Genomic DNA, 23,609 nt, shown 5'->3' with positions numbered 1-23,609 from the left:
GCTTACTGCGGGCGTTGCGGCTGCGGCGAGATCGCCTGTTGGGGCAAGGTGTAGTTGTGGTTGTCCATCAGATCGACCCCGCACATCAGGTGGTCGAGCCAGTCAAAGAACTGCGCAATGGCCGGGCCCATGATGGGCGCGCCGTGCTGGGGCACGATCAAGGAGATATCCAGCTGGCGCGCCATGGCCACCCACAGGCGCAGCACCTTGTTGGACACCATGTAGCGGCGGTGAAAGCCTTCCATGCGCGGAATGTGCGGGGCCAGGTCGGTCACGGGGGTGCGGGCGAGATAGCCATCGGTCATCGAGACGCCCAGGTCCCCGGTGAACAGGATGCGGCTGATCGGGTCGTAGAAGTGGAAATTGCCTTCGGCATGCAGAAAATGCGCGGGCAGGATGTGCAGCTGGCTCTGGCCCAGCGGCAAAATGCCACCGGGGTCCTGCACGGGGATGACCCGGTTTTCCGTCTTGCCGACCTTGGTGAAATGCGGCACAAAGCGCTCCCAGACGCGGGAGATCACCAGGGATGCGCGGGTCGAGGTGAGCCAACGGTCCAGTGAGGCGATGATGTCCGGGTCGGCATGCGAGGCGATCAGGTAGGACAGCTTGTGCGGCGAGAAGTAGCGCACCATGCCCATGTAGAGCTCATTGAAGGCGAGGTTGCCACCCGGATCGATGATGGCGCCGGTGCCATGGTCGACAATCAGGAACTGGTTGGCCTGCACGGCCTGCGCATCCTCTTCCACCAGATCGGTGAACATCAGACAAGCATGCTGCTCGTCACGGTACAGTTCCACAGGTTCCAACGCCATCTATTCCGCCCAGTTATCTATTGCAACGGGCGTGACTGTAACGGGGTGTAGTGGGTTGGACCTTGAGGTGGATCAAGGAGGCAGGCTGGGTGGTCCGAAGAGGGCAAGGGCCGGCGCTGGATCAGGGCTTGGCAGCGGGCTGCATCACGGTGGAGGGCTGCAGCTGGGGCTCAGGCCGGTCCGGGGCACTGGGGTCTAGCGTTTGCGGCAAAGTGGCCCGGTTGGCTGCTGCCGGTTCCGTGGGCAGGTACAGCGGCCCACGTTGGCCGCAAGCGGCCAATAGTGCCGCACCGGTGGCAAGGACAATGGTCCTGCATACAATTTGGTAAATACTCCACATTGAAGCATTGTAATGAACGAACTCGAATACCTGGATGCGGCAGAAAAACTCTTGCTGGCGGTTGAGCAGACCTGCGACCGCATCAACGATGAGACCGATGCCGATATCGACGCCCAGCGCGTGGGCGGCCTGCTGACCCTGATTTTTTCCAACCGCAGCCAGATCATCATCAATCTGCAGCCGCCGCTGCACGAGGTATGGCTGGCGGCCAAGTCCGGTGGCTACCACTACAAGTTCGATGGCAGCGTGTGGCGCGATACCAAGACCGGCCATGATTTCTTTGCCGATCTGACGCGGGATGCCGGTGTGCAGTCGGGTCTGCCCCTGGTCTTCAAGGCCTGACGCGACACCCCCGAGTAAAAAGGCCAGTCCGCGCAATGCGGGCTGGCCTTTTGTCTGGACGCTGGCGCTGTGTCAGTTGCGGAACAGGTCCAGAATCTTGTTGCGCTCTTCCGAGTTCGGCGGCGGCACCATGGTGCCAGCAGTTGACGCGGGGGAGTCCAGGCCCAGGTTGGGGGCACTGCGCGCATATTCTTCGTAGAGCCAGTCCCCACCCACATTGACCAGGCCGCTGGGCGGCGTCATCTTGTCTACCGGCACGTCCTTGAGCGCGTGCTGCATGTAGTTGATCCAGATGGGCAGGCTCAGACCCCCCCCATATTCGCGCGCACCCAGGCTGCGAGGGTTGTCATAGCCCATCCAGACGACGGCCGCATTGGTGGGCTGGAAGCCGGCAAACCAAGCGTCCACCGAATCATTGGTGGTGCCGGTCTTGCCGTAGATGTCCGGGCGCTTGAGCTGGGCCTGGGCCTTGGCGGCCGTGCCGTAGCGCGCGACATCCTGCAGCAGCGAGTCCATCACAAAGGCATTGCGGGCGTCGATGGCGCGCGGCAGGTCCTCAGTGGCCGGTGGTGCAAATTCAGACAGTACATTGCCACGGTGGTCGGTGATCTTGGCAATCAGGTAGGGATTGACCCGGTGCCCGCCATTCGCAAACACCGAATAGGCCGCCACCATCTGCATCGGGGTGACGGAGCCCGCGCCCAAGGCCATCGGCAGGTAGGGTGGCTGCTTGTCGGCATCAAAGCCGAACTTGGTCACCCATTCCTGCGCCTTCTTGGGGCCCACCGATTGCATCACACGGATGGTCACCAGGTTCTTGGAGCGTGCCAGTGCCTGGCGCATGGTCATGGGGCCATCGAAGCGGCCGTCGGAGTTCTTGGGCTCCCAGGGCTGCTGGCCGGCCGATCCGGGGAAGCTCAGCGGCGCATCATTGATCACCGTGGTGGGTGAGAAGCCTTTTTCCAGTGCCGCCGAATAGATAAAGGGCTTGAAGCTGGAGCCCGGCTGGCGCCAGGCCTGGGTCACATGGTTGAACTTGTTCTTGTCGAAATCGAAACCACCGACCAGCGCCTTGATGGCGCCGCTGCGCGGGTCGAGCGAGACAAAGGCGCCTTCCACTTCGGGCAGCTGGGTCAGCTCAAAGGTCTTCTTGGCGGTTTCCATGATGCGCACCACGGCGCCGGGGCGCAGCTTGGTGTTGGGCGGCGCCTTGTCGCTCAGGCCCGATTGCACGGGCTTGAGGCCGTCCCCGGTGATCTCGATCGGATCGCCATCGGCGCGGATCACCACAACCTTGCGCGGCGCAGCCTCGAGCACGACGGCAGACAGGATATTGCCGTTGTCCGGGTGCTGGGCCAGCACCTCGTCAATGGCCTCGTCCCGCTCCTGGCCAGCGGCCGGCAGGCTGATGAACTTCTCCGGGCCACGGTAGTGCTGGCGCTTTTCGTAGTCCATGATGCCCTTGCGCAGCGCCTCATAGGCCTTTTCCTGGTCGCTGGCGATCAAGGTGGTGTAGACGTTGAGACCGCGCGTATAGGCTTCGCTGCCGTACTGGGCAAAGATCAGCTGGCGCGCCATCTCGGCCACATATTCGGCATGCACGCGGTTGTCTGCATAGCTGGATCGAATCTTGAGTGACTCCTCACGTGCCTGGCTGGCCTGGGCGGGTGTGATGAAGTGGTTCTCTTCCATCCGGTCAATGATGTAGAGCTGGCGAATGCGGGCCCGCTTGGGATTGCTGATCGGGTTGTAGGCCGAAGGGGCCTTGGGCAGGCCGGCGAGCATGGCCGCTTCTGCCACCGTCACATCCTTGAGCGGCTTGCCGAAATAGGTTTCGGACGCGGCCGAGAAGCCATAGGCACGGTTGCCCAGGTAGATCTGGTTCATATAGATTTCCAGAATCTGGTTCTTGCTCAGCGTGTGCTCGAGCTTCAAGGTCAGCAGGATCTCATATATCTTGCGGGTATAGGTTTTTTCAGATGATAGATAGACATTGCGGGCCACCTGCATCGTGATGGTGGAGGCGCCCTGGGCCTTTTCGCGCCCCAGGTTGGCAAGCAGCGCGCGCGCCATGCCCTTGTAGTCCACACCGCTGTGCTCAAAAAAGCGCGTGTCTTCGATGGCCAGCACGGCATCGACCATCACCTTGGGGATCTCGCTGATCGGCGTCAAATTGCGGCGTTCTTCGCCAAACTCGCCCAGCAGAGCGCCTTCGGAGGAGTAGACGCGCATCGGCAGCTTGGGCCGGTAGTCGGCCAGCTCGGAGACATCGGGCAGGTTGGGGTAGGCCATGGCCAGGCCCACGGCGACCACCGCCGCCCCTGCGATGGCGCCGGCCACCAGCAAGGCCAGCAGCCAGCCAAAGAACTTCATGGCCTTGGTGGTGAAGCTGGAGGGCTTGGCTTGCTTGGGAGATTTGGCGGGAGGTTTTTCAGGCGTTCTGCGCGAAATCGGAGCGTCTGGATTCATGGGGTCAGACCGTCGAGGGGAGCTTGCATAAGCAGGGGATGCTATCACGCGGCTGCTTTGGCTGGGGTACGCGCCGGTTTTGAATTAGCTTGTGACAAATGTCATGCTGCGTCCAATGTATCCCTTGTATCGTATTGTTTTGACAACGAATTGGACCTGGGAGCAGGTGGTTCTTTGCTGCGCGACTATCTTGCTGATAGCATTCATAGGGGGTGTTAAGTTTTGTAGCTCAATATAGAGCAAATTAGGGAGGAGCCCATCTTGGTCTCAATGGGATCTTTGTTCCGACGCCAGCCGCCTAGCCTCTTGGGGATAGACGTGAGCGCGTCGAGCATCAAGTTGGTTGAACTGGGGAGGAGCGGCAGCGGTCAATACATTGTTGAGCGCTGTGCACAAGAGCTGCTGGAGCCTGGCTGGGTCACTGAGTCGGGCATCGAGCGTTTTGACGAGGTGGCCGATTCCTTGCGGCGTCTGGTCAAAAAAAGCGGCACGCGCACCAAGCAAGCGGCACTGGCGTTGCCGCTTTCTGCCGTCATCCAGAAGAAAATCGTGCTGCCATCGGGGCTCTCCGAGCTCGAGATGGAGTTTCAAGTTGAATCAGAAGCTAACCAATACATACCATTTTCCCTCGATGAGGTGAATCTGGATTTCTATGTCATCGGTCCCTCCGCCAATTCGGTGGGGGATGTTGACGTGTTGATTGCCGCTGCCCGCAAGGAAACCGTGCAAGACCGGCAGGGCCTGGCGGAAGCCGCAGGCCTCAAGCCCGTGGTGCTGGAGATCGAGTCCAACGCTACCGCGCTGGCGGCGCGGCGCTTGATCGGCAATATGCCCAGCAAGGGCAAGGATGCCTTTATCGCCATCTTTGAAATCGGTGGCAATGCGTCGTTCCTGCAGATCATCCACAACAACCAGGTGATCTATGAGCGTGACCAATCCTTCAATGGCGGCCAGCTCACGCAAATGATCATGCGGCAATACGGTTTCTCGCAAGAAGAGGCCGAGCAGAAAAAACGCGGTGGCGATCTGCCTGCCGACTACAAGCAGGTGGTCCTCAAGCCTTTTGTAGAGAGCATCGGGCAGGAGATCAATCGCGCTTTGCAGTTCTTCTTTACCAGTACGCCGCACAACCGCATTGACCACATCCTGCTTGCTGGCGGCTCTGCGGTGCTGAGCGGCCTGACGGATGCAGTGATCGATGCGACCGGCTTTGCCGCGTCCGCTGCCAACCCGTTTGAAGACATGGTGATGGATGCCGCCGTGCGGTCCAGGGCCAAGAGCAAGGACTTCACCACCTATCTCACCGCCTGCGGCCTGGCACTGCGGAGGTATGCAGCATGATCTTGATCAATCTGCTCCCCCACCGCGAAGCTGCGCGAAAAAAGCGCAAAGAAAGCTTCCAGGCATCGATGGTGGCCGCGGCCCTGGTGGGTGCGCTGGTCTGCGGTGCCGTGTATATGTTCTACCAGTACAAGATTGATCTGCAGGGCCAGCGCAATGCGCTGCTGACGCGCGAGATCAAGGCGCTGGATGTCAAGATCGCCGATGTGGCCAAGATCGATGCGGAAATTGCGGCGCTGAAGGCGCGGCAAAAGGCCGTAGAAGACCTGCAGTCCGATCGCAATCTTCCCGTGCATTTGCTCAATGAGCTGGTGCTGCAGCTGCCCGATGGCGTCTATATCGAAAGCCTCAAGCAACAAGATCAGACCGTGCAGATCCAGGGCATCGCCCAGTCGAATGAGCGGGTGTCCGAGTTGCTCAACAGCCTGGCGACCAAGACGCCCTGGCTCTCCAAGCCTGAATTGGTTGAGGTGGTTGGTACGACCACCCAAATCAATGCTCGGGAGAGAAAGCGGGTCGCTGGCTTCAACCTGCGCTTTGGCCTGATGCGCTCCAGCGACGTGGAGCAGGCCCATAACGCGCAGGCGCTGAAAAAATAAGGGCGACCATGGCAACGAAAAAAAATATTCAAGTGGGAGAGGCGCTGCAAGGCTTTCAGCGCCAGTTTCAAAACCTCGACCCCAAAGACCCTTCCGTCTGGCCGGCTGCACCGCGTGCAGCACTGTTGGTCATTATTGCGGGGCTCGTCATTGGTGCGGGTTGGTGGTTTTACTTGAGCAGTTTTGAGGAAGAGTTGACCGCCTCGCAGGCCCAGGAGCTCAAACTCAAGGAAGACTACAAGACCCGTCTGCGCAAAGCCGTCAACCTGGATGCGCTGCGCAAACAGCGTGAGCAGGTCTTGCAGTATGTGACCCAGTTGGAAAAGCAACTGCCCAGCAAAGCGGAGATGGCAGCGCTGCTGTCGGACATCAACCAGGCGGGTATTGGCCGCAGCCTGCAATTTGACCTGTTCAAGCCTGGCCAGACGGTGGTGAGGGACTACTACGCGGAATTGCCGATTACGCTGAAGGTCAATGGCAAGTACCACGACATCGGCTTTTTTGCGGCCGATGTTGCCAACCTCTCCCGTATCGTGACCTTGAACAATATCGCTTTGGCGCCGGCCAGCAAGGACAGCGCTACCTTGGCGTTGAATGCCACGGCCAGAACCTTCCGCTATTTGGATCCGCAGGAACTCCAAGAGCAGCAAGCTGCGAAGTCCAAACAAAAAGGGAAGAAGTAGGGTGGGATATGCATACTTTGTCTAAATGGATAGGGGCTGCGCTGGCGGTATCGCTGCTGGCAGGCTGCAGTGACGAAGGCGATGACCTGCAGCAATGGATGCAGCAGGAGCAGGCGAGCACCCGGCCTTCGGTCAAGCCCATCAGCGCTCCCAAGGAGTTCGTGCCGCAAGGCTATCTGGCCAGTGCGACGCTCGACCCGTTCAGCAAGGAACGCTTGGCAGCCCTGTTGGGTGGCAGTGCGAGCGCGCCAGCAACCATCTCGGACGCACTGGTCGCACCCGAGCGTGCGCGGCGCAAAGAGCAGCTCGAGTCGTTTCCGCTCGACACCATTTCCATGGTGGGTTTCTTGAAAAAGGGCGCGCAGGACGTCGCGCTGGTCAAGGCCGATAGCCTGATCTACCAGGTCAGCAAGGGCATGTACATGGGCCAGAACTACGGAAAGATAAAAAGCATCAGCGACAGCGCGATCACCCTGCGGGAGATTGTGCAAGACGGTGTGGGTGAATGGATAGAGAGAGATGCAGTGCTTGAGCTGCAGGAGGCCAAAAAATGAAGAAATTCAGTGTACTTATCCCTTTGATGGCCATGCTGCTGCCATCTTGGGCGCTGGCACAGGGGCGTATCAACAAAGTCTCGACCCTGGTGCGTGACGGCGTGGAGATGGTCAAGATTGAGACCGACGGTGCGCCGCTGGTCTTGCCAGAGACCTTCAGCATCCAATCGCCTGCACGCGTGGTGCTGGATCTGCCAGGGTTCAAAAGCGCAATGCCCAGCAACCGGGTGGAACTCAACCAGGGAAATCTGCGTTCCTTGAATGTCGTGGAGACGGATACCAAGGCCCGTGTGGTGCTGAACCTCAAGGAAAGCACCAGCTACAAGACCGAAGTGAGCGGCAACGACTTGCTGGTGGCGCTGGAACCTGCTGCCAAGGCGGTCGCCAGCGTCAATGCGCAAAACACGCAGTTTGCCGAAGATGGCAATAACTATTCGCAGCCGCTGTCGGATCTGGATTTTCGCCGTGGTACCGATGGTGCTGGCCGTCTGGTGATCTCCTTGCCGAACAACAAGGTGGGCGTAAATATCTCCAAGCAAGGCGATGGCCTGACCTTGGAGCTGCAGCATACCCTGCTGCCCGAGGCGCTGCGCCGCAGGCTCGATGTGGCGGACTTTGGCACGCCAGTGGGCATGATCTCGGCACGCCAGTCTGGCAGCACCGTGTTTGTGCAGCTGAAAAATGCGGGTGAGTGGGAACACAGTGCCTACCAAAGCGACAACCAGTTTGTCGTGGAAGTGCGCCAGCGCAAGAGCGACCCGAACAAGCTGGGTTCATCGGGCACCTTCACCGGTGAAAAGCTGTCGCTGAGCTTCCAGAACATTGAAGTGCGCTCGCTGCTGCAGGTGATTGCAGATTTCACCAACTTCAATATCGTCACCTCGGACACCGTCAATGGCGCGCTGACGCTGCGCTTGAAGGACGTCCCTTGGGACCAGGCCTTGCAGATCATCCTGGATGCCAAGGGCCTGGGCATGCGCAAGTCCGGCACGGTTCTGTGGATTGCGCCCAAGGATGAAATCGACGAGCGCATCCAGAAGGACTTTGATGCGGTTGCCAAGCTCGAAGAAAAGACGCCGCTGCAGACCCAGTCGTTCCAGCTCAACTATGCCAAGGCGACCGAGCTGCTCAAGCAAATTACCAGCAACTCCGGCGGTGGCGGAGGTACTGGCGGCACCCAAAGCCGTTTCTTGACGGCCCGTGGCTCGGCCATTGCCGAGCCCCGCACCAACCAGCTGTTCATTACGGATATTCCTGCCAAGCTGGAAGAGTTCAGACGCTTGCTCGTGACCTTGGACATCCCCGTGCGACAGGTGCTGATCGAGGCGCGGATTGTGGAGGCGCGCGACACCTTTGGCCGTGCGCTGGGTGTGCGCCTGGGCGGTGGCGATATGCGCGCGGCCAACGGTGGTGATGGGGGTTATAGCATTGGAGGCGGCAACCGTGTCGGCTTTGGCACCAGCTATGACAATGCGGTGGGAACCACGGGTATGGGGGGGACTAACACCTCCAACGGTAGCTTTGTCAACCTGCCTGCCGTTCTGTCCACCGGTGGTGGCAGTGGCTCCTTCGCACTGTCCATTTTCAACTCGGCGGCCAATCGCTTTTTGGCGTTGGAGTTGTCGGCGATGGAGGCTGATGGCAAGGGCAAGATTGTCTCCAGCCCGCGCTTGATTACGGCCGATCAGACCAAGGCGCTGATCGAGCAAGGTACCGAAATTCCCTACCAGAACTCGGCACAAAACGGCGCGACCACGGTGGAATTCAAAAAAGCGGTGTTGAAGCTTGAAGTGGTGCCCCAGATCACCCCTGAAGGCAGCATCATCCTGGACCTGGATGTCTCCAAGGACTCCCAAGGCGCTAACACCTCTGCAGGTCCTGCTATTGATACGAAGCACATCAAGACCCAAGTCTTGGTGGAAAATGGCGGTACCGTGGTGATTGGCGGTATTTTCGAGCTCTCGGAAACATCGACCACCAACAAGATTCCTTTGTTGGGCGATGTGCCGGTGCTGGGCAATCTATTCAAGAGCAATGTTCGTGAATCGGAAAAGCGCGAAATGCTGGTGTTCATCACTCCGAAGATGATTTCAGACCGCGGTGAAATGCGTTAATTAAGATAGACAGGGAGAGTTATGAGAAATTTGTTGAAGCCCTTGGTGCTGGTGGCGCCGCTGTTGTTGGCCGCCTGTGGCGGCGGTGGTGGCAGCGGTGGTGAAGCGCAACTGCAGTACAGCATCAAGCTGACGTCTTCCAAGACAACGGTGCCCGTGAATGTGGGAGGCAGTTTGCCGGGCTATCCTGGGGCGGCGGATTACTATCCTTATATGTCCACACTCTACATCCAGGCCAATGCGGGCAATAACCCGATTCCTAACCAGGAAGATGGTGCCTTCTCGTGCAATATCACCTCTGGGCTGGATTCGGGTGCGCTCTATTATCTGGATGGTAAGGATGAGCACACCATCGATGCTGTGATCAACGGGGCAACGGTCAAGGTGCCAGGCGCCTACCGCAATATTACGCTGGGCTCCAATGCTGGCGGTGCATCGTTCCACATCATCTCGCATGACATTGCTGGTGAAGTCACTGTGCAGTGCAGTGTGACGGATCCGCGTGACAGCAAGGTCTACACCGACCGTGCGACGGTCAAGGTAGGCGGTGGCAGCACTGCAACGCCTGCGACGGTCACCTTGACCAAGCAGACCGAGTATGTCGGCTCGCGTGACAACCTGAACAACATCCCCAACAGTGTGGTGGTGCAGGCTATCCTCAAGAACGACAATGACCAGCCTGTCAGCAGCGCGGGCAATGCCAACCTGCAGGTCAGCATTGTGCCGAATGCCGCGTCAGATGGTGCCAAGCTGCTGGCTAATGGCCAGTCCAATGGCGGCTCGATGCAGATCAACACCGTCAACGGTGTGGGTCAGTTCTCGGTGGCCAGCGGCCCAGCATCGGGCTCCCTGTTGCTGCGCTTGACGGTGGACCGCGCCGACAACGACGTCTCCAACGGCATCCAGGATCCCATCACGCAGTACGCGGTGATTCCCGTGGTGCATGCGATTGCCACCAGCGCACTGACTATTCCTGAATCGGAATTGGCGCAAACTGTGCAGAACGCTGCGCCCTATGTCCATGCCCTGATTGCCGAAGGCGGTGTGGCTCCATTCCTGTGGTCCACCAGCTCGACCCTGCCTGCCGGCTTGAGCCTGAGTTCTGATGGCCTGATCTCGGGTACGCCTAATGTCAAGACCCCTGGTGCCTACACCATTGTGCTGAATGTGCGCGATGCCAATGGCGCGGTTACACGCAGCACCCTGGTGCTGACCGTGGTGGGTAACCTACCGGACAATCCTGTGGCTTTCACCATCAATGGTTGCACTGGCTCGTCGACCTCGCCTTGCGAAATCGCATCAATGGATGTGGGAACTTCCTATACCTACGCCTTCACTGCGACGGGTGACAATGTGACCTGGGTTCTGGAAGGTGCGCCTGGCTGGATGCAGGTGGTCGGCCAAGGCTCCACTGGCCGCATCGGTTCGGGTTCGCTGTTGACCTGTGCCCAAATCGGGACCTACCGCATGTTCGTAACGGCAAAGAATTCGGCTAACTCGGTGACCCGCGAAGTAACCTTCCGTATCACTGACACCGCTGGCACCTGCACGCCGACTGAGCCAACGACGCCCGGCACGACAACGTGATCGCGTTGATGTAGACCCTTCACCGGGTCTGCCCCAAAACCTCCGGCAACCCCGGAGGTTTTTTTATGCCCGCCATTGCCCTATCATGTGCAGTCCGTTTTCAGGATCTAGCGCGATGGCACCTTCTGTGTGTTTGATTGGGCTGCCCGGCAGTGGTAAATCCACCATCGGCCGGCAGCTGGCACGCCTTTGGGGTGTGGATTTTGTCGATTCCGACCATGTGATCGAGGCGCAGCTGGGTTGCACGATCAAGGAGTACTTCTCGGCCCAGGGCGAGCAGGCTTTTCGCGATGTCGAGGTCCAGGTGATTGCCGCGCTCGCGACACGGGAGCGGGCCTGCATTCTGTCCACCGGTGGTGGCGCAGTGCTCAGGCCTGAGAACCGTGCGGTGCTGCATGCCCACACAACGGTGTTCTACCTGCATTCCAGCCCCGAAGACATTGCCCGGCGCCTGCGCAACGATACCGGGCGGCCCTTGCTGCAGGGCGATGACACGCTCAAGCGCCTCAAGGACCTGCTGGCGGTGCGAGCGCCCCTGTACGAAGAGACGGCGCACTACACCATCGACACCTTGCGTTGCGGCACCGGCCAGGTCATGCGCAAGGTCAGCATGCAGGCCGAGCTTGCCGGCTTGGTGCCGCAGCTGGGCGCGAATCTGGCAACTCCCCGATAATGGGCGGGCGAAACCGTACAACTTCCCGAAGCAAACACCTGTGACCGACACTGTTCATATTGATCTGGGCGACCGCTCCTACCCCATTCTGATTGCTTCTGGCTTGCTCGCCCAGGCGGACACCTTTGCGCACTGCCCCAAGGCCTCGCAGGCGCTGATCGTCAGCAATGACACGGTGGCGCCGCTCTATGCCCGCCAGCTGCAGGCCGCGCTCGCACCCCACTACCCCAAGGTCGAACTGGTAGTGCTGCCCGATGGCGAAGCGCACAAGAACTGGACAACCCTGCAGGGCATCTTTGATGCCCTGATGCACAATGGCGCCGACCGCAAGACGGTGCTGTTTGCTTTGGGGGGTGGTGTTGTGGGCGATATGACCGGCTTTGCCGCTGCCAGCTTCATGCGTGGTGTGCCTTTTGTGCAGGTGCCCACCACCTTGCTGTCGCAGGTGGATTCGTCGGTCGGCGGCAAGACCGGCATCAACCACCCGCTGGGCAAGAACATGATCGGCGCCTTCTACCAGCCCCAGCTGGTGGTCTGCGACCTGGACACCTTTGACACCTTGCCCGCGCGCGAGTTGAGCGCTGGGCTGGCCGAGGTCATCAAGTACGGCCCGATTGCCGATATGGCCTTTATGGATTGGCTGGAGGCTGAGATGCCTGCGCTGATTGCGGGCGACAAGCGCGCACTGGCCCATGCGGTGCGCCGCAGCTGCGAGATCAAGGCCGATGTGGTCTCCAAGGACGAACGCGAAGCGGACCTGCGCGCCATTCTGAACTTTGGCCACACCTTTGGCCATGCGATCGAGGCTGGCATGGGCTATGGCGTCTGGCTGCATGGCGAGGGCGTGGGCGCCGGCATGGTGATGGCTGCCGAGCTGTCCCAGCGTCTGGGCCTGGTCGATGCCGCCTTTGTGCAGCGCCTGCGCGCCTTGGTGGCCCGGGCCGGTTTGCCGGTGCGCGGCGCCATGTTGGATGCCCATGACAACGCAGGCCGCTATCTGGAACTGATGCGCCACGACAAGAAATCCCAGGCCGGCGCGATCCGCTTTGTGCTGATCGATGGCCCGGGCAAGGCGGTGGTGCGCGAGGCGCCCGATGCGCTGGTGCGCGAAGTCATCGACCTGTGCTGCGCCGGCGCAGTACAGGCCTGATCGGATGGACCGTCCCTCGCTGCTGATGCAGCCAGCCGAGCCCCAGCAGATATGGACCGAGCTGGGCCTGGCACCTTATGCTTGCTTCTCCCACCGCAGCCAGGGCCGTCTGCATGCGCAAGAGGCCGCGCCCACGCGCAGCGCTTTTCAGCGCGACCGCGACCGGATTGTCCACTCCACCGCCTTTCGCCGACTGGTCTACAAGACCCAGGTCTTTCTGAACCACGAGGGCGACTTGTTTCGTACCCGCCTCACGCACTCGATCGAGGTGGCGCAGCTGGGCCGCTCGGTGGCGCGGGCGCTGCGCATCAATGAAGACCTGACCGAAGCGATCTGCCTGGCCCATGACCTGGGCCACACCCCTTTTGGCCATGCGGGCCAGGATGCGCTCAATGCCTGCATGCAGGACTTTGGCGGCTTTGAGCACAATATGCAAAGCCTGCGCGTGGTCGATACGCTCGAAGAGCGCTACCCGGACTACAGCGGTCTGAACCTCTGCTTTGAGACCCGCGAAGGGATTTTGAAGCACTGCTCGGCCAAGCACGCGCGCCAGCTGGAGCAGCGCGAGCCCGGCGGTGTGGGGCAGCGTTTTTTGCTCGGCCACCAACCGGGGCTAGAGGCCCAGCTGGCCAATCTGGCCGACGAGATTACCTACAACGCCCATGATGCGGACGACGGCGTGCGCTCGGGCCTGATCAGCCTGGAGCAGCTGATGGGCGTGCCGCTGTTTGCCCGCTATGCCCAGGAGGCGCTGGCCGAGTACCCGCAGCTGCAGGAGCCGCGCTGGCAGCGCAAATGGCTGTATGAGGCCACGCGCCGCATGCTCAGTGAGCAGATCTACGATGTGATTCGCCACACCAGCGCCGGCCTGCAGGCCGCGCAGCCCGCCGATGTGGATGCTGTGCGCCAGCTGCCCGCGCTGGTCGGTTTCAGCAGCACGATGGCGGCCGAATCGGCCGAGCTCAAGCGCTTTTTGTTCAAGAACCTGTACCGCCATCCACAGGTGGTGCAGACCACCGGGCAGGCCAAGGTCGTCGTGCGCGAGCTGTTTGACATCTACCTGGCTGACCCCGCGCAGATGAAGCCGCGCTTTGCCGCCCGTGCGGCCGGTCTGGACCCGATTGCTTGTGCCCGCGTGGTGGCCGATTTCATCGCCGGCATGACCGACCGCTATGCACTGCGCGAGCATGAGCGCCTGACCGGCCAGCGCGTGCTGGTCCCCTGACAGCAGGACGCCTGCACGCTGGGCATGGCTTAGCGCCGCAAGTGGCAAAGCGCCCCTCGCTACAATGGCAGGCCTAGCGTCAGCCTCTGCCTGCCTGCGGCCCTGCGCCGCCCTAGCGCCCACCCCCGTTGCAGGGTGAAGGCCCGCAGACAGCCCCCGCTGGCCACCCATAACTCCACCAGAAAGCCCCACGATGACCGATACCCATGCTGCGCCCGCGCCTGCGGATGAGGCCTTGCACCAAGTGGTGATCGCCGACACCGTGAACTGGCTGGAAAAAGCCGTCATCGGCCTGAACCTCTGCCCCTTTGCCAAGGGCGTACATGTCAAGGACCAGATCCACTATGTGGTGAGCGATGCGCAGGACGCCGAAGCGGTGGCGCATGATCTGCACCGCGAGCTCGAAGCGCTGGCCGAAGCCAATCCGGACAAGCGCGATACCACCTTGCTGATCCTGCCGCTGGCCTTGCATGATTTTCTGGATTTCAACGATTTCCTGGAGATCGCCGACGAAATGATCGAAGAGCTGGATCTGGGCGGCATCCTGCAGGTGGCCTCGTTCCACCCACTGTTCCAGTTCGAGGGAACGACGGTCGATGACGTGACCAACTGTACCAATCGCTCGCCGTACCCGATCCTGCACCTGCTGCGCGAGGAGAGCATCGACAAGGCGGTCGAAGCCTTCCCCGAGGCGGATGCAATTTACGAAAAGAACATGGACACGCTCGATGCGCTGGGCCTGGAAGGCTGGCTCGACTTGGGCGTGGGCCCGCGCTGCCCCTTCCCGCACCAGGGCGCTGCCAGCGACAAGGCCAAGGAATGAAAACGATGAAAGCACCGCGCGCCGCAGGCCGTAGCGCCACCAAGCCCGCCGCCCCCGATGTCGCCCAGCAGCTGGAGCTCAAGCCCGGCCAGTCGATTGAGCTGCTCAAGGCGCTGCACATCCTCACGCGCGATGGCAAGCTGAACCAGGATTCGCGCCGCAAGCTCAAGCAGGTCTACCACCTCTACCAGTTCATCGAGCCTTTGCTGACCGAGCTGTCGGCGCAGGACCACCCGGTCAGCCTGGCCGACCATGGTGCCGGCAAGTCCTACCTGGGTTTTATCCTCTACGACCTGTTCTTCAAGAACCTGGGCCGTGGCCATATCTACGGCATCGAGACCCGGGCGCCATTGGTTGAGGCCTCGCAGCAGCTGGCGGCCGATCTGGGTTTTGCGCGCATGTCGTTCCTGAACATGTCGGTCGCCGATTCCACCCGTACCGATGCGGTGCCCGAGCGCTTTGATGTGGTCACTGCGCTGCATGCCTGCGATACCGCCACCGATGACGCCATCGCCTTTGGCCTGGAAAAGCGGGCCCGCGCCATGGTGCTGGTGCCCTGCTGCCAGGCCGAGGTGGCCGCCTGCCTGCGCCAGAACAAGGCCATGAGCCTGTCGCGCACTCCGTTGGCAGAACTCTGGCGCCACCCCATCCACACCCGCGAGATGGGCAGCCAGATCACCAATGTGCTGCGCTGCCTCTACCTGGAAAGCCAGGGCTACCAGGTCACTGTGACCGAGCTGGTCGGTTGGGAACACAGCATGAAGAATGAGCTGATCCTCGCCAAATACACCGGCCAGAAAAAGCGCGCAGCGGCCGAGCGCCTGCAGCAGCTCTTGGTCGAGTTCGGCCTGGACCAGTCTTTGCAGCACCGTTACCGCTGGGATTAATTTGCAGTTTTTGCGGGTGTGGCGCGGCTTATACCGCACAAACTTATCGCATCGATGACAGTGCTGTGACGTCATCGGAGATTCATAAAAGTCGCGTCGCCGCTTTCTAGACTGGGCCTTCCCTACGGTGGTTCAATAATCTGGAGAGTCGAAGCGATGAGCAAATCCATTTCCGACAAAGTCGTCCGCAACACGGATGGCAACACCCCTTTCAGCACCATTCTCGAAGCGAACATGTCGCGCCGTCTGGTGATGCGCGGCAGCCTGGGCTCGGCCCTGGCGCTGTTTGCCGGTGCCAGCATCTCCGCCTGCGGTGGCGGCAGTGATGGCGATGATGACAAGGCCGTCAAGCTCGGCTTTGCGTCGCTGCCCAACTCGATGACGGATGCCTGCGTAGTGCCCGCCGGCTATGTGGCCTCGGTCATCGGTGCCTGGGGTACGCCGCTCAACGACCAGGCAGCGCCCTGGAGCAATGAAGGCCGCAACACCTCGCAGGATCTGCTGCACTCCACCGGCATGCACCATGACGGCATGCACTACTTTCCGCTGGCTGGCAGCTCCAGTGAAGGCCTGCTGGTCGTCAACCACGAGTACATCGACGAAAAGGCCTTGCATCCCAACGGCCCCACCTCGGTGGGCGGCAAGCGCCCGGCTGAAGAGGTGCGCAAGGAGGTCAATGCCCATGGCGTCGCCGTCATGCATGTGCGCAAGCAGGGCAGCCAGTGGGAGATTATCCAGAACTCGCGCTACAACCGCCGCTTCACCTCCGCCACGCCGATGAACCTGTCCGGCCCTGTGGCGGGCACCGACTGGGTCAAGACGCCGTTCTCCACCACCGGCAGCCAGGTGCGCGGCACCAACAACAACTGCGGCAATGGCACCACCCCTTGGGGCACCTACATCACCGCCGAAGAAAACTGGGCCGCCTGCTTTGTCAACACCGGCGAGCAAACCGCCGCGCAAAAGCGCGTGGGCGTGCAGACCAAGCTGGGCCGCTACCAGTGGGAAACGGCAGCGGGCGATGCGACGGAGCAGCAAGGCGAATTTGCCCGATTCAACATCACCGCCACTGGCGCCGATGGCCTGCAGGACTGGCGCAATGAGGTCAACGGTTTTGGCTACCTGGTCGAGATCGACCCCTACGACCCCGGCAGCACGGCCACCAAGCGCACCGCGATGGGCCGCTTTGCCCACGAAGGCGCTGCCTACGGCATCCCGGTGGCGGGCAAGCCGCTGGCTTTCTACAGCGGTGATGATTCGCGCTTTGAATACATCTACCGCTTTGTGTCCGAAGCGCTGTGGGACCCCAAGGATGCCGAGCGCAGTGACCGCATTGCCGTGGGCCACAAGTACCTGGACAAGGGCACCCTGTACGTGGCGCGCTTTGATGCCGAAGGCAAGGGCGAATGGCTGGCGCTGACCCCCGCCACCAAGGGCAAGGACGGCCGCAGCCTGGGCGAGGCCTTTGGCAATATCGATGCCATCCTGATCAACACGCGTGGTGCGGCCGACTTTGTCGGTGCCACGCCGATGGACCGCCCCGAGTGGACCGCCGTGCACCCCAGCAATGGCGATGTCTACCTGACCCTGACCAACAACACCAGCCGCAATGCCGAACGCGGCACCAACCCCGCCAACCCGCGCCTGAACAATGTCAACGGCCATATCGTGCGCTGGCATGACGACGCTGGTGCCAACACCTTCCGCTGGGACATCTTTGTGTTTGGCTCGGACGCGGCGGGCAATGCCGACACCAACCGCTCGGGCCTGACCGAGCTGAACCAGCTCGCCAGCCCCGATGGCATTGCTTTCGATGACCGCGGTATTCTGTGGATCCAGACCGACAACGGCATCGATGGTGGCCGCAACAATGCGGTTGCCAAGGCCACCAACGACCAGATGCTGGCCGTGGTGCCGGGCGCCTTGAAGGATGCCAAGGGCACCGGCCCCGTCATCAATGCCAGCAACCAAGCCGAGCTGCGCCGTTTCTTTGTCGGCCCGAACGAGGCCGAGATCACCGGCTTTGCCTATACCCCCGACCACACCAGCATCTTCCTCAACATCCAGCACCCGGTGAACTGGCCCGCCTATGGCACGGCCGATGCCACCCGCGCGCCCGATGGCACGGTGCGCCCGCGCTCGTCGACGGTGGTGATCCAGAAGGCGGACGGCGGCCCGATCGGCGTCTGATCTTTTAGTCAGCCGCCATAGAAAAAGCCGCCGGTCCTGGGCGTCCAGGATCGGCGGCTTTGTTATGGGCGCTTGCTAGGTGGATTAGCCTGCGGTCGCGCCCGAGGTCTTCACCACTTGCTTCCACTTTTCGTTTTCAGCAGCGATGAACTTGCCAAATTCGGCCTGCGATTCGGTCACCACTTCGCCGCCCTGGTCGCCAATTTTCTTGATTACGTCAGGCTTTTGCAACACCTTGATGATGGCGGCATGCAGCTTGGCCTGCACATCGGCGGGCGTCTTGGTGGGGGCGAACAGGCCAAACCACGAAGTAGCCTCGTAGCCGGGCACGCCGGCTTCGGCAACCGTTGGCACATCCGGCAGCTCGGGCGAGCGCTTGGCGGTGGTCACCGCCAGCGGGCGCAGCTTGCCAGAACGCACGTGCTGGATCGCCGAGGGCATGTTGTCAAACATGATCGCAATCTGGTTGCCCAGCAGGTCGGTCACGGCTGGCGCGCTGCCCTTGTAAGGGATGTGGATCATGTCGACCTTGGCCATCATCTTGAACAGCTCACCCGACAGGTGAATGGAGCTGCCGCTGCCCGAGGAGCCAAAGTTCACCTGGCCGGGGTGGGCCTGGGCGTAGCTGATCAGCTCCTTGACGTTCTTGAAAGGCTGCGCAGGGTTGGCCACCAGCAGGTTGGGCACATTGGCCACGCGGGTCAGCGGCACAAAGTCTTTGTTGGGGTTGAAGGGCATCTTCTTGTAGAGCCATTCATTGATCGCGTGGGTGCCCACGGTGCCCATGAAGATGGTGTAGCCGTCGGCCGGAGCACGTGCGGCAAACTGGCCGCCGATATTGCCACCGGCACCGGCGCGGTTGTCGATGATGACCGGCTGGCCCAGCTCCTCGCCCAGCGACTGGCCGACGATGCGGGCCAGAATGTCGGTGGTGCCGCCGGCCACAAAGGGCACGATCAGTGTGATGGGCTTGTTCGGGAAGGCCTCAGCTGCAAAGGCTGCTGGCATGAGGGCTGCCCCCAGGCTGGCAGCGGCGATGGCTTGCAGCACGGTGCGGCGGGCGTTGAGGCGGATGGTGTTCATGGGTATCTCCAAAGCAAGGTGAAAAAGGCTGCCACTTGTTTTGTCAATGCTTGTTGGGTCTCGCGTGACAGCCGGAGGAAGGGAAGGTCTGGCCCGGTTTATGGCCAGAACAGGGAGGAGCCGATGTAGATGGCCCCCACGACGAACATCGAGACCACGGTGTAGCCCATGATGTCCTTGAGCTTGAGCTTGGACAGCGCCAGCGCCGGCAGGATCCAGAAAGGCTGCACCAAGTCGTTCCAGCCATTGCCCAGCATCACCGACATGGCGGTGTGGGCCTGCGATGCGCCCAGGGTCTTGGCCGCTTCAATCATGAAGGGGCCTTGCAGCACCCAGTGGCCGCCGCCCGAAGGCGCAAAGAAGTTGATGAAGAAGGAGCTCACCAGGCCCCACAGCGGCAGGGTGTAGGCGGTCGAGAAGCTCACAAACACATGGGCGATCGATTCGACCAGGCCCGAGGCATGCATGATGGCCATGATGCCGGCGTAGAACGGGAACTGCAAAATGATGCCGCCAATGGTCTTGACGCCTTCATTGACCTTTTCCACATACTTCATCGGCGTGCCCAGCAGCAAGATGCCCAGGAACAGGATGAAGAAATTGATCATGTTCAGATCCAGGCTGCCGTTCTGCATGAAGTGCATGGCCACAAAGGCCATGCCGGTGAGGCCAATCAGCCAGCTCAGGATGCTGCTGTTGTTCAGGCGGCCGGCAAAGGTCTTTTCATCGCCCAGCAGGTTGGCGGCCGATGGGCCCTTGGCCTCTTCGTTGCTGGCCAGCTCGGGGCTGATTTCGGTGATCTTCTCACCGGCCTTGGGGTGCATCGCCGCATTGATCAGCGGCAGCACAATCAGCACGACCAGCGCAGTCAGCAGGATGTGGGGCGAGAAGATGGTTTCGCTCAGCGGGATAATGCCCATCTGCTTTTCAAAGCTGTGGCCCTTGGTGGAGATCAGCACCGGAATGGTCGCCGACAGACCCAGGCTGTACATCGTAAAACCCGTGTAGGCCGAGGCGATGATGAGCGGGTAGTGCACGCCCTTGACGCGCACGGCCAGCTTCTTGGCCATGATGCCGCCAATCACCAGACCGAAACCCCAGTTGAGGTAGCTGCCCACGCAGCCCACGACGGTGGCCATGATGATGGCGCCACGCGGCGTGTGCACCATGCCGGCAATGCGGTTGAGGAAGCGGTCCACCACCGGCGCGGCGGCCAGCACATAGCCCATCACCAAGATCACCGCCATCTGGGTGGTGAAGGCCAGCAGGCTCCAAAAGCCCTTGCCCCAGTCCTGCACCACCAGGTTGATGGGCCGGCTCTCCACAGCAAAGGCCAGCACCATGGTCAATAGCGTCAGCAAGATCGCGAACACAAAGGGGTCGGGCAGATACTTGCGCATCAGCTCGGTGAAAAAAGCGGTGATTTTTGACATCAATGTCTCTTGTTATCGGTGGATGGAGCAAAGGCGGGCCGGTACCAGACAGGCCCACGAAAAAATTTAGACCGGTGCCACGCCCACGGTCATGCCGCCGCAGACATAAAGCGCCTGGCCGGTGACAAAACCGCTGCGCTCGTCGAGCATGTAGGCCACGGCATGGGCCACGTCATCGGGCGTGCCCACGCGCTTGACGGGCACGGACTGGATGATCTTTTGTGTGCGCTCGGCGCCCGGCGGGTTGGCCTTGTCGAACAGCTCGGTACGGATGGGGCCGGGGCCAATCGCATTGGCGGTGATACCCCATTGGCCCAGTTCCAGCGCCCAGACGCGGGTCATGCCGATCAGGCCGGCCTTGGTGGCGGCGTAAGCGGTGCGCAGGTCCTTGCCCAGCGCGGCACGCGAGGACATGTTGACGATGCGGCCAAAGCGCGCCTCCTGCATGCCCGGCAGCAAGGCCTGCATGCACTGGAAGGCGCAGCGCAGGTTCAGCGATACGGCCAGATCAAATTCGGCCAGGGTCTGGCTGGCGGCGTCGTTGGGCACCACGATGCCGACGTTGTTCACCAGGCGGGTGATGGGGCCGCCAGCGAGCGCTTCGCCCAGCGCGCGCGCCGTGTCTTCGGCGCTGCTGAGGTCGGCCTGGATCGCGACAAAGCCTGCCGGCACCTGGTCAATCTGGCGGTCGATGATGACCGGGTCATAGCCATCGGCATGGCAGCGCAGCGCAGCGGCTGCACCAATGCCGGCGCCGCCGCCGGTGATGAGCACGCGGGGGCGTGCGGGAGTCGATGGGGTCGATGGAGTGGACATAGCAGTTTCCAAGAAAGGCGTCACAGGCAGCACTGGCCGGCCACATAGGCCTTGCGCCAGCGCGTGATGCGCACCTGGGCAAACAGTGCAGCCTGGTAGAAGGGATCGGATTCGATAAAGGCCTGGGCGGCTTCGCGCGTGTCCAGGTCCACCACATAGAGGCCACCGCCCATGTCGCTGCCGTCGTCCTGCAGCTTGGCGCCGCAGGCCAGCAGCAGCTCGGCGTTGCGCGCCAGAAAGTCCAGATGCGCCGGGCGGTGGGCCTGGCGCACGGCCTGGTGTTCGGGCTTGTCGAAAGTCTCAATGATGTAGGGCATGGTGGCTCCGGGGTAGGGCGCGGCAGGCGTGCTTAGGACGGCTGCCGCTGTAAAACGGGTCTCTGAATGCCGGTCTCAGACCGTGGCAATCGGGGTCACGGGCGAGGCAATGGCGCCGGGCAGGTTCAGCGGTGGGGCGGTCAGCAGAAAGCGGCTGCGGCCATGGGCACGCAGCCACTGCGCCAGCGGCGTCAGGTGCCAGAGCTCACCCAGGTGCAGGCCCAGCTTGAACAAACAGTGCTCATGCAGCGGCAGCGCGGCGCAGCAATCGGCACCGGGCTGGGCCGGATGGGCTTCGACGGCATAGTTGTCGGCAGCGATCACGGCGATCTGGCTATCGCTGATCCACTGAAGCAGCTTCTCGTCGCGGCCATTGAGCACCGCGCAGCTGTTGTTCAGCACCACCGGGTCGGGGTTCTTCTGCATCGCCAGCACGGCCTGGGCAAAGCCGGTGTGCAGGCAGAGCATGTCGCCGGGCTCGATCTCCAGCCGGTCGGCCTCGATCACGCGCATCCACTCGTCGTAACCGATCAGGCTGCGGGCATCGCCGTAGTGCGCATGCAGGTCCAGCATCACGCCCCGGCCTTGCACGCCGTTCTGCGCCATGCCCTCGATGCCCAGCGCCTTGGCGCAGCTGGTGCTGCCGCTGCTCTCGGCCGTGGGCATGCCGGTGTCGCTGACCAGCAGCGGCCCCAGCACATCGCGGCCAGCGGCAAAGCCGTTGTAGTAGAGCGGCTCGGGCACACCGTCGCCATTGGCGTCGAACAGCTGGCCGGCATGGGCCAGGCCATCCCACTGGGTGGAGTACTGCAGCGACAGCACGGCCATGTCGTCCGACAGCACATCGGTGCGGCCGGGCTCCAGGTCGCCCAGCAGGCAGTTGAAGTTGACCAGGCCCTTGCGCTGCAGCGGGCGCAGCACAGGCGGTTTGCGGTTGGGGTTGAGGGCGCTGCCGCCTGGGTAGTCGAGGGGCAGGCTGAGCGAAAAGCGCAGGCCTTCCCGCACCTCGGCAACGCCCTGGCGCACCTTGGCGGCCGTCAGCAGGTTGAGGCGGCCGAGTTGGTCATCGGGGCCGAAGTCGCCCCAGGTCGATCCTGCAGGGCGCTGCTTCCAGCGTGGATTGGCATCGGACATGCTTGTCTCCTTGGTTGAGGAAGGGCTGCAGCGGGCGGTTGTTGTTCTTGGTACCCGTCTGCATGGTTCAAGGCGGTTGCCTCAGTGTTTTTGCAAAAAGCTGCCCAGTGCCAGGTCAAAGGCCTGGGGCACTTCGAGGTTGGACAGGTGCGAGGCCGGCACGGTCGCCAGCTCCGAGCCAGCAATGGCGGCATGCATGGCCTGGGCATCGGCCACCGTGGTGACCGGGTCGGCGCTGCCGCCAATCAGCAAGGTGGGGGTCTGGATGCGGGCGATATCGGCACGCAGGTCCTCCACGGCCAGGGCCTCGCAGCAGCTGGCATAGCCTTCGGGGGCAATGCCGGCAATCCAGGCCTGGGCGGCCCGCACCACCTGGGGCTGGCTGGCGATAAAGCCTTCGGTGAACCAGCGGCTGGGCGATGAATCGGCCAGGGTCTGCATGGCGGCTGTGCCATTGGCACGCACCAGCGCGGCGCGGTCGCGCCAGCCGGCTTCGGCGCCAATCTTGGCGGCGCTGTTGGCCACGGTGATGCTGCGCAAGCGTGCGCCGGCATGCACGCCCAGCCAGAGCCCTGTGAGGCCGCCCATCGAGATGCCGCAGAAATGGGCCTGGTCGATGCCCAGGCTGTCCAGAATAGCCAGCACATCGCCGCCCAGTTGGGCGAACTGGTAGGGGCCTGGGCTCACCACGCTGGCGCCGTGGCCACGGGTGTCATAGCGCAGCACGCGGTACTGGCTGCTGAAGGTCTTGGCCTGGGCGTCCCACATATCCAAGGTGGTGCCCAGCGAGTTGGAGAACACCAGCACCGGCGCACCCTCGGGGCCTTGCAGATCGATGTTGAACATGCCGGTCGCAGTGGTGATTTGTTGTGTTGCCATGGCGTTCTGTCCTTCAAAAAGTGCCCCTGCATCGCTGCGCGGGCGTGGCTGCGCCAAGGTGGGCGAGGCAGCAGCGCTGGTGTTGGGGGGGGAGGGTGTCGGGGGGATGCGGGGCAAGGCGCGGCCTTGGCAGGCCCGCGCTTGCCGCCGCAGTGGGC

22 protein-coding genes are annotated in these 23,609 nt (G+C 61.9%); 13 read left to right on the top strand and 9 right to left on the bottom strand.

The genetic code is table 11. The annotated features are described in order from the left end of the window. Positions 1–2: 2 nt before the first annotated feature. Together WH265_RS22520 and lptM are read right to left on the bottom strand one after the other, a co-directional pair. Complete coding sequence (locus tag WH265_RS22520; protein WP_339559723.1) at positions 3–812, bottom strand: MBL fold metallo-hydrolase; 810 nt, start codon at positions 810–812, stop codon at positions 3–5. Between the two features lie 121 nt (positions 813–933). Next, a complete protein-coding gene (gene lptM / locus WH265_RS22515; protein WP_133856919.1) occupies positions 934–1,152 on the bottom strand; it encodes an LPS translocon maturation chaperone LptM in 219 nt (72 codons plus the stop codon). A gap of 12 nt (positions 1,153–1,164) precedes the next feature. Here lptM and cyaY point away from each other — a divergent pair, with 12 nt between their 5' ends. After that, positions 1,165–1,494, top strand: coding sequence for an iron donor protein CyaY (gene cyaY, locus WH265_RS22510; protein WP_339519760.1), 330 nt, complete (start codon positions 1,165–1,167; stop codon positions 1,492–1,494). Positions 1,495–1,566: 72 nt separating this feature from the next. Here the strand turns inward: cyaY and WH265_RS22505 are convergent, their stop codons facing one another. Next, complete coding sequence (locus tag WH265_RS22505; RefSeq protein WP_021026123.1) at positions 1,567–3,867, bottom strand: penicillin-binding protein 1A; 2,301 nt, start codon at positions 3,865–3,867, stop codon at positions 1,567–1,569. 357 nt (positions 3,868–4,224) lie between these two features. On the opposite strand from WH265_RS22505, the gene WH265_RS22500 reads away from it, so the two are divergent. The 12 genes from WH265_RS22500 to WH265_RS22445 all read left to right on the top strand — a co-directional run bounded on the left by WH265_RS22500 (position 4,225) and on the right by WH265_RS22445 (position 17,789). Beyond that, positions 4,225–5,304, top strand: coding sequence for a pilus assembly protein PilM (locus WH265_RS22500; RefSeq protein WP_021026122.1), 1,080 nt, complete (start codon positions 4,225–4,227; stop codon positions 5,302–5,304). After that, the gene (locus WH265_RS22495) at positions 5,301–5,903 is read left to right on the top strand and encodes a PilN domain-containing protein (protein ID WP_339559722.1); all 603 of its coding nucleotides are present in this window, start codon (positions 5,301–5,303) and stop codon (positions 5,901–5,903) included. Before WH265_RS22500 ends, WH265_RS22495 begins: the two co-directional genes overlap by 4 nt. 8 nt (positions 5,904–5,911) lie before the next feature. After that, positions 5,912–6,586: a type 4a pilus biogenesis protein PilO gene (locus WH265_RS22490; protein WP_116926455.1), complete on the top strand. Its 675-nt coding sequence runs from the start codon at positions 5,912–5,914 to the stop codon at positions 6,584–6,586. A gap of 8 nt (positions 6,587–6,594) precedes the next feature. After that, positions 6,595–7,140, top strand: coding sequence for a pilus assembly protein PilP (locus tag WH265_RS22485; protein WP_339519764.1), 546 nt, complete (start codon positions 6,595–6,597; stop codon positions 7,138–7,140). Beyond that, positions 7,137–9,254, top strand: a complete 2,118-nt coding sequence (pilQ, locus tag WH265_RS22480) for a type IV pilus secretin PilQ (RefSeq protein ID WP_339559721.1) — start codon at positions 7,137–7,139, stop codon at positions 9,252–9,254. Before WH265_RS22485 ends, pilQ begins: the two co-directional genes overlap by 4 nt. A 21-nt stretch (positions 9,255–9,275) precedes the next feature. After that, positions 9,276–10,841, top strand: coding sequence for an Ig domain-containing protein (locus WH265_RS22475; protein WP_339559720.1), 1,566 nt, complete (start codon positions 9,276–9,278; stop codon positions 10,839–10,841). 115 nt (positions 10,842–10,956) lie between these two features. Next, a complete protein-coding gene (locus WH265_RS22470; protein ID WP_339559719.1) occupies positions 10,957–11,514 on the top strand; it encodes a shikimate kinase in 558 nt (185 codons plus the stop codon). A gap of 40 nt (positions 11,515–11,554) precedes the next feature. Then, complete coding sequence (aroB, locus tag WH265_RS22465) at positions 11,555–12,664, top strand: 3-dehydroquinate synthase (RefSeq protein ID WP_339559718.1); 1,110 nt, start codon at positions 11,555–11,557, stop codon at positions 12,662–12,664. A gap of 25 nt (positions 12,665–12,689) precedes the next feature. Continuing rightward, entirely contained in the window at positions 12,690–13,889 is a 1,200-nt protein-coding gene (locus WH265_RS22460) for a deoxyguanosinetriphosphate triphosphohydrolase (protein WP_339559785.1), read from the top strand. Between the two features lie 193 nt (positions 13,890–14,082). After that, positions 14,083–14,712, top strand: coding sequence for a DUF1415 domain-containing protein (locus WH265_RS22455; RefSeq protein ID WP_021026113.1), 630 nt, complete (start codon positions 14,083–14,085; stop codon positions 14,710–14,712). A 5-nt stretch (positions 14,713–14,717) separates the two neighbouring features. Then, positions 14,718–15,599 (top strand): class I SAM-dependent methyltransferase, encoded by an 882-nt coding sequence (locus tag WH265_RS22450; RefSeq protein WP_339559784.1) that lies wholly within the window; start codon positions 14,718–14,720, stop codon positions 15,597–15,599. Between the two features lie 156 nt (positions 15,600–15,755). Next, entirely contained in the window at positions 15,756–17,789 is a 2,034-nt protein-coding gene (locus WH265_RS22445; RefSeq protein WP_339559717.1) for a PhoX family protein, read from the top strand. Between the two features lie 84 nt (positions 17,790–17,873). On the opposite strand, the gene WH265_RS22440 is transcribed toward WH265_RS22445, so the two are convergent. The 6 genes from WH265_RS22440 to pcaD form a co-directional block, all read right to left on the bottom strand. After that, the gene (locus WH265_RS22440) at positions 17,874–18,872 is read right to left on the bottom strand and encodes a Bug family tripartite tricarboxylate transporter substrate binding protein (protein WP_339559716.1); all 999 of its coding nucleotides are present in this window, start codon (positions 18,870–18,872) and stop codon (positions 17,874–17,876) included. 98 nt (positions 18,873–18,970) lie between these two features. Further along, entirely contained in the window at positions 18,971–20,305 is a 1,335-nt protein-coding gene (locus tag WH265_RS22435; protein ID WP_339559715.1) for a short-chain fatty acid transporter, read from the bottom strand. A gap of 66 nt (positions 20,306–20,371) precedes the next feature. After that, positions 20,372–21,121 carry an SDR family NAD(P)-dependent oxidoreductase gene (locus WH265_RS22430; RefSeq protein ID WP_021026109.1) on the bottom strand — a complete coding sequence of 250 codons (750 nt, stop codon included), beginning with the start codon at positions 21,119–21,121 and terminating at the stop codon, positions 20,372–20,374. Between the two features lie 20 nt (positions 21,122–21,141). Further along, positions 21,142–21,438 carry a YciI family protein gene (locus WH265_RS22425; protein WP_133856902.1) on the bottom strand — a complete coding sequence of 99 codons (297 nt, stop codon included), beginning with the start codon at positions 21,436–21,438 and terminating at the stop codon, positions 21,142–21,144. 75 nt (positions 21,439–21,513) lie between these two features. Further along, positions 21,514–22,572: a cyclase family protein gene (locus WH265_RS22420; protein ID WP_339559714.1), complete on the bottom strand. Its 1,059-nt coding sequence runs from the start codon at positions 22,570–22,572 to the stop codon at positions 21,514–21,516. Positions 22,573–22,653: 81 nt separating this feature from the next. Next, positions 22,654–23,451 (bottom strand): 3-oxoadipate enol-lactonase, encoded by a 798-nt coding sequence (gene pcaD / locus WH265_RS22415; protein WP_339559713.1) that lies wholly within the window; start codon positions 23,449–23,451, stop codon positions 22,654–22,656. Positions 23,452–23,609: the final 158 nt, after the last annotated feature.

It is taken from the genome of Comamonas sp. MYb396 (genome assembly GCF_037479555.1).
In the GTDB taxonomy this organism is placed as follows: domain Bacteria; phylum Pseudomonadota; class Gammaproteobacteria; order Burkholderiales; family Burkholderiaceae_C; genus Comamonas.
Note: the sequence above shows the minus strand (reverse complement) of the source record. Positions and strands in the feature narration are given on the sequence as shown.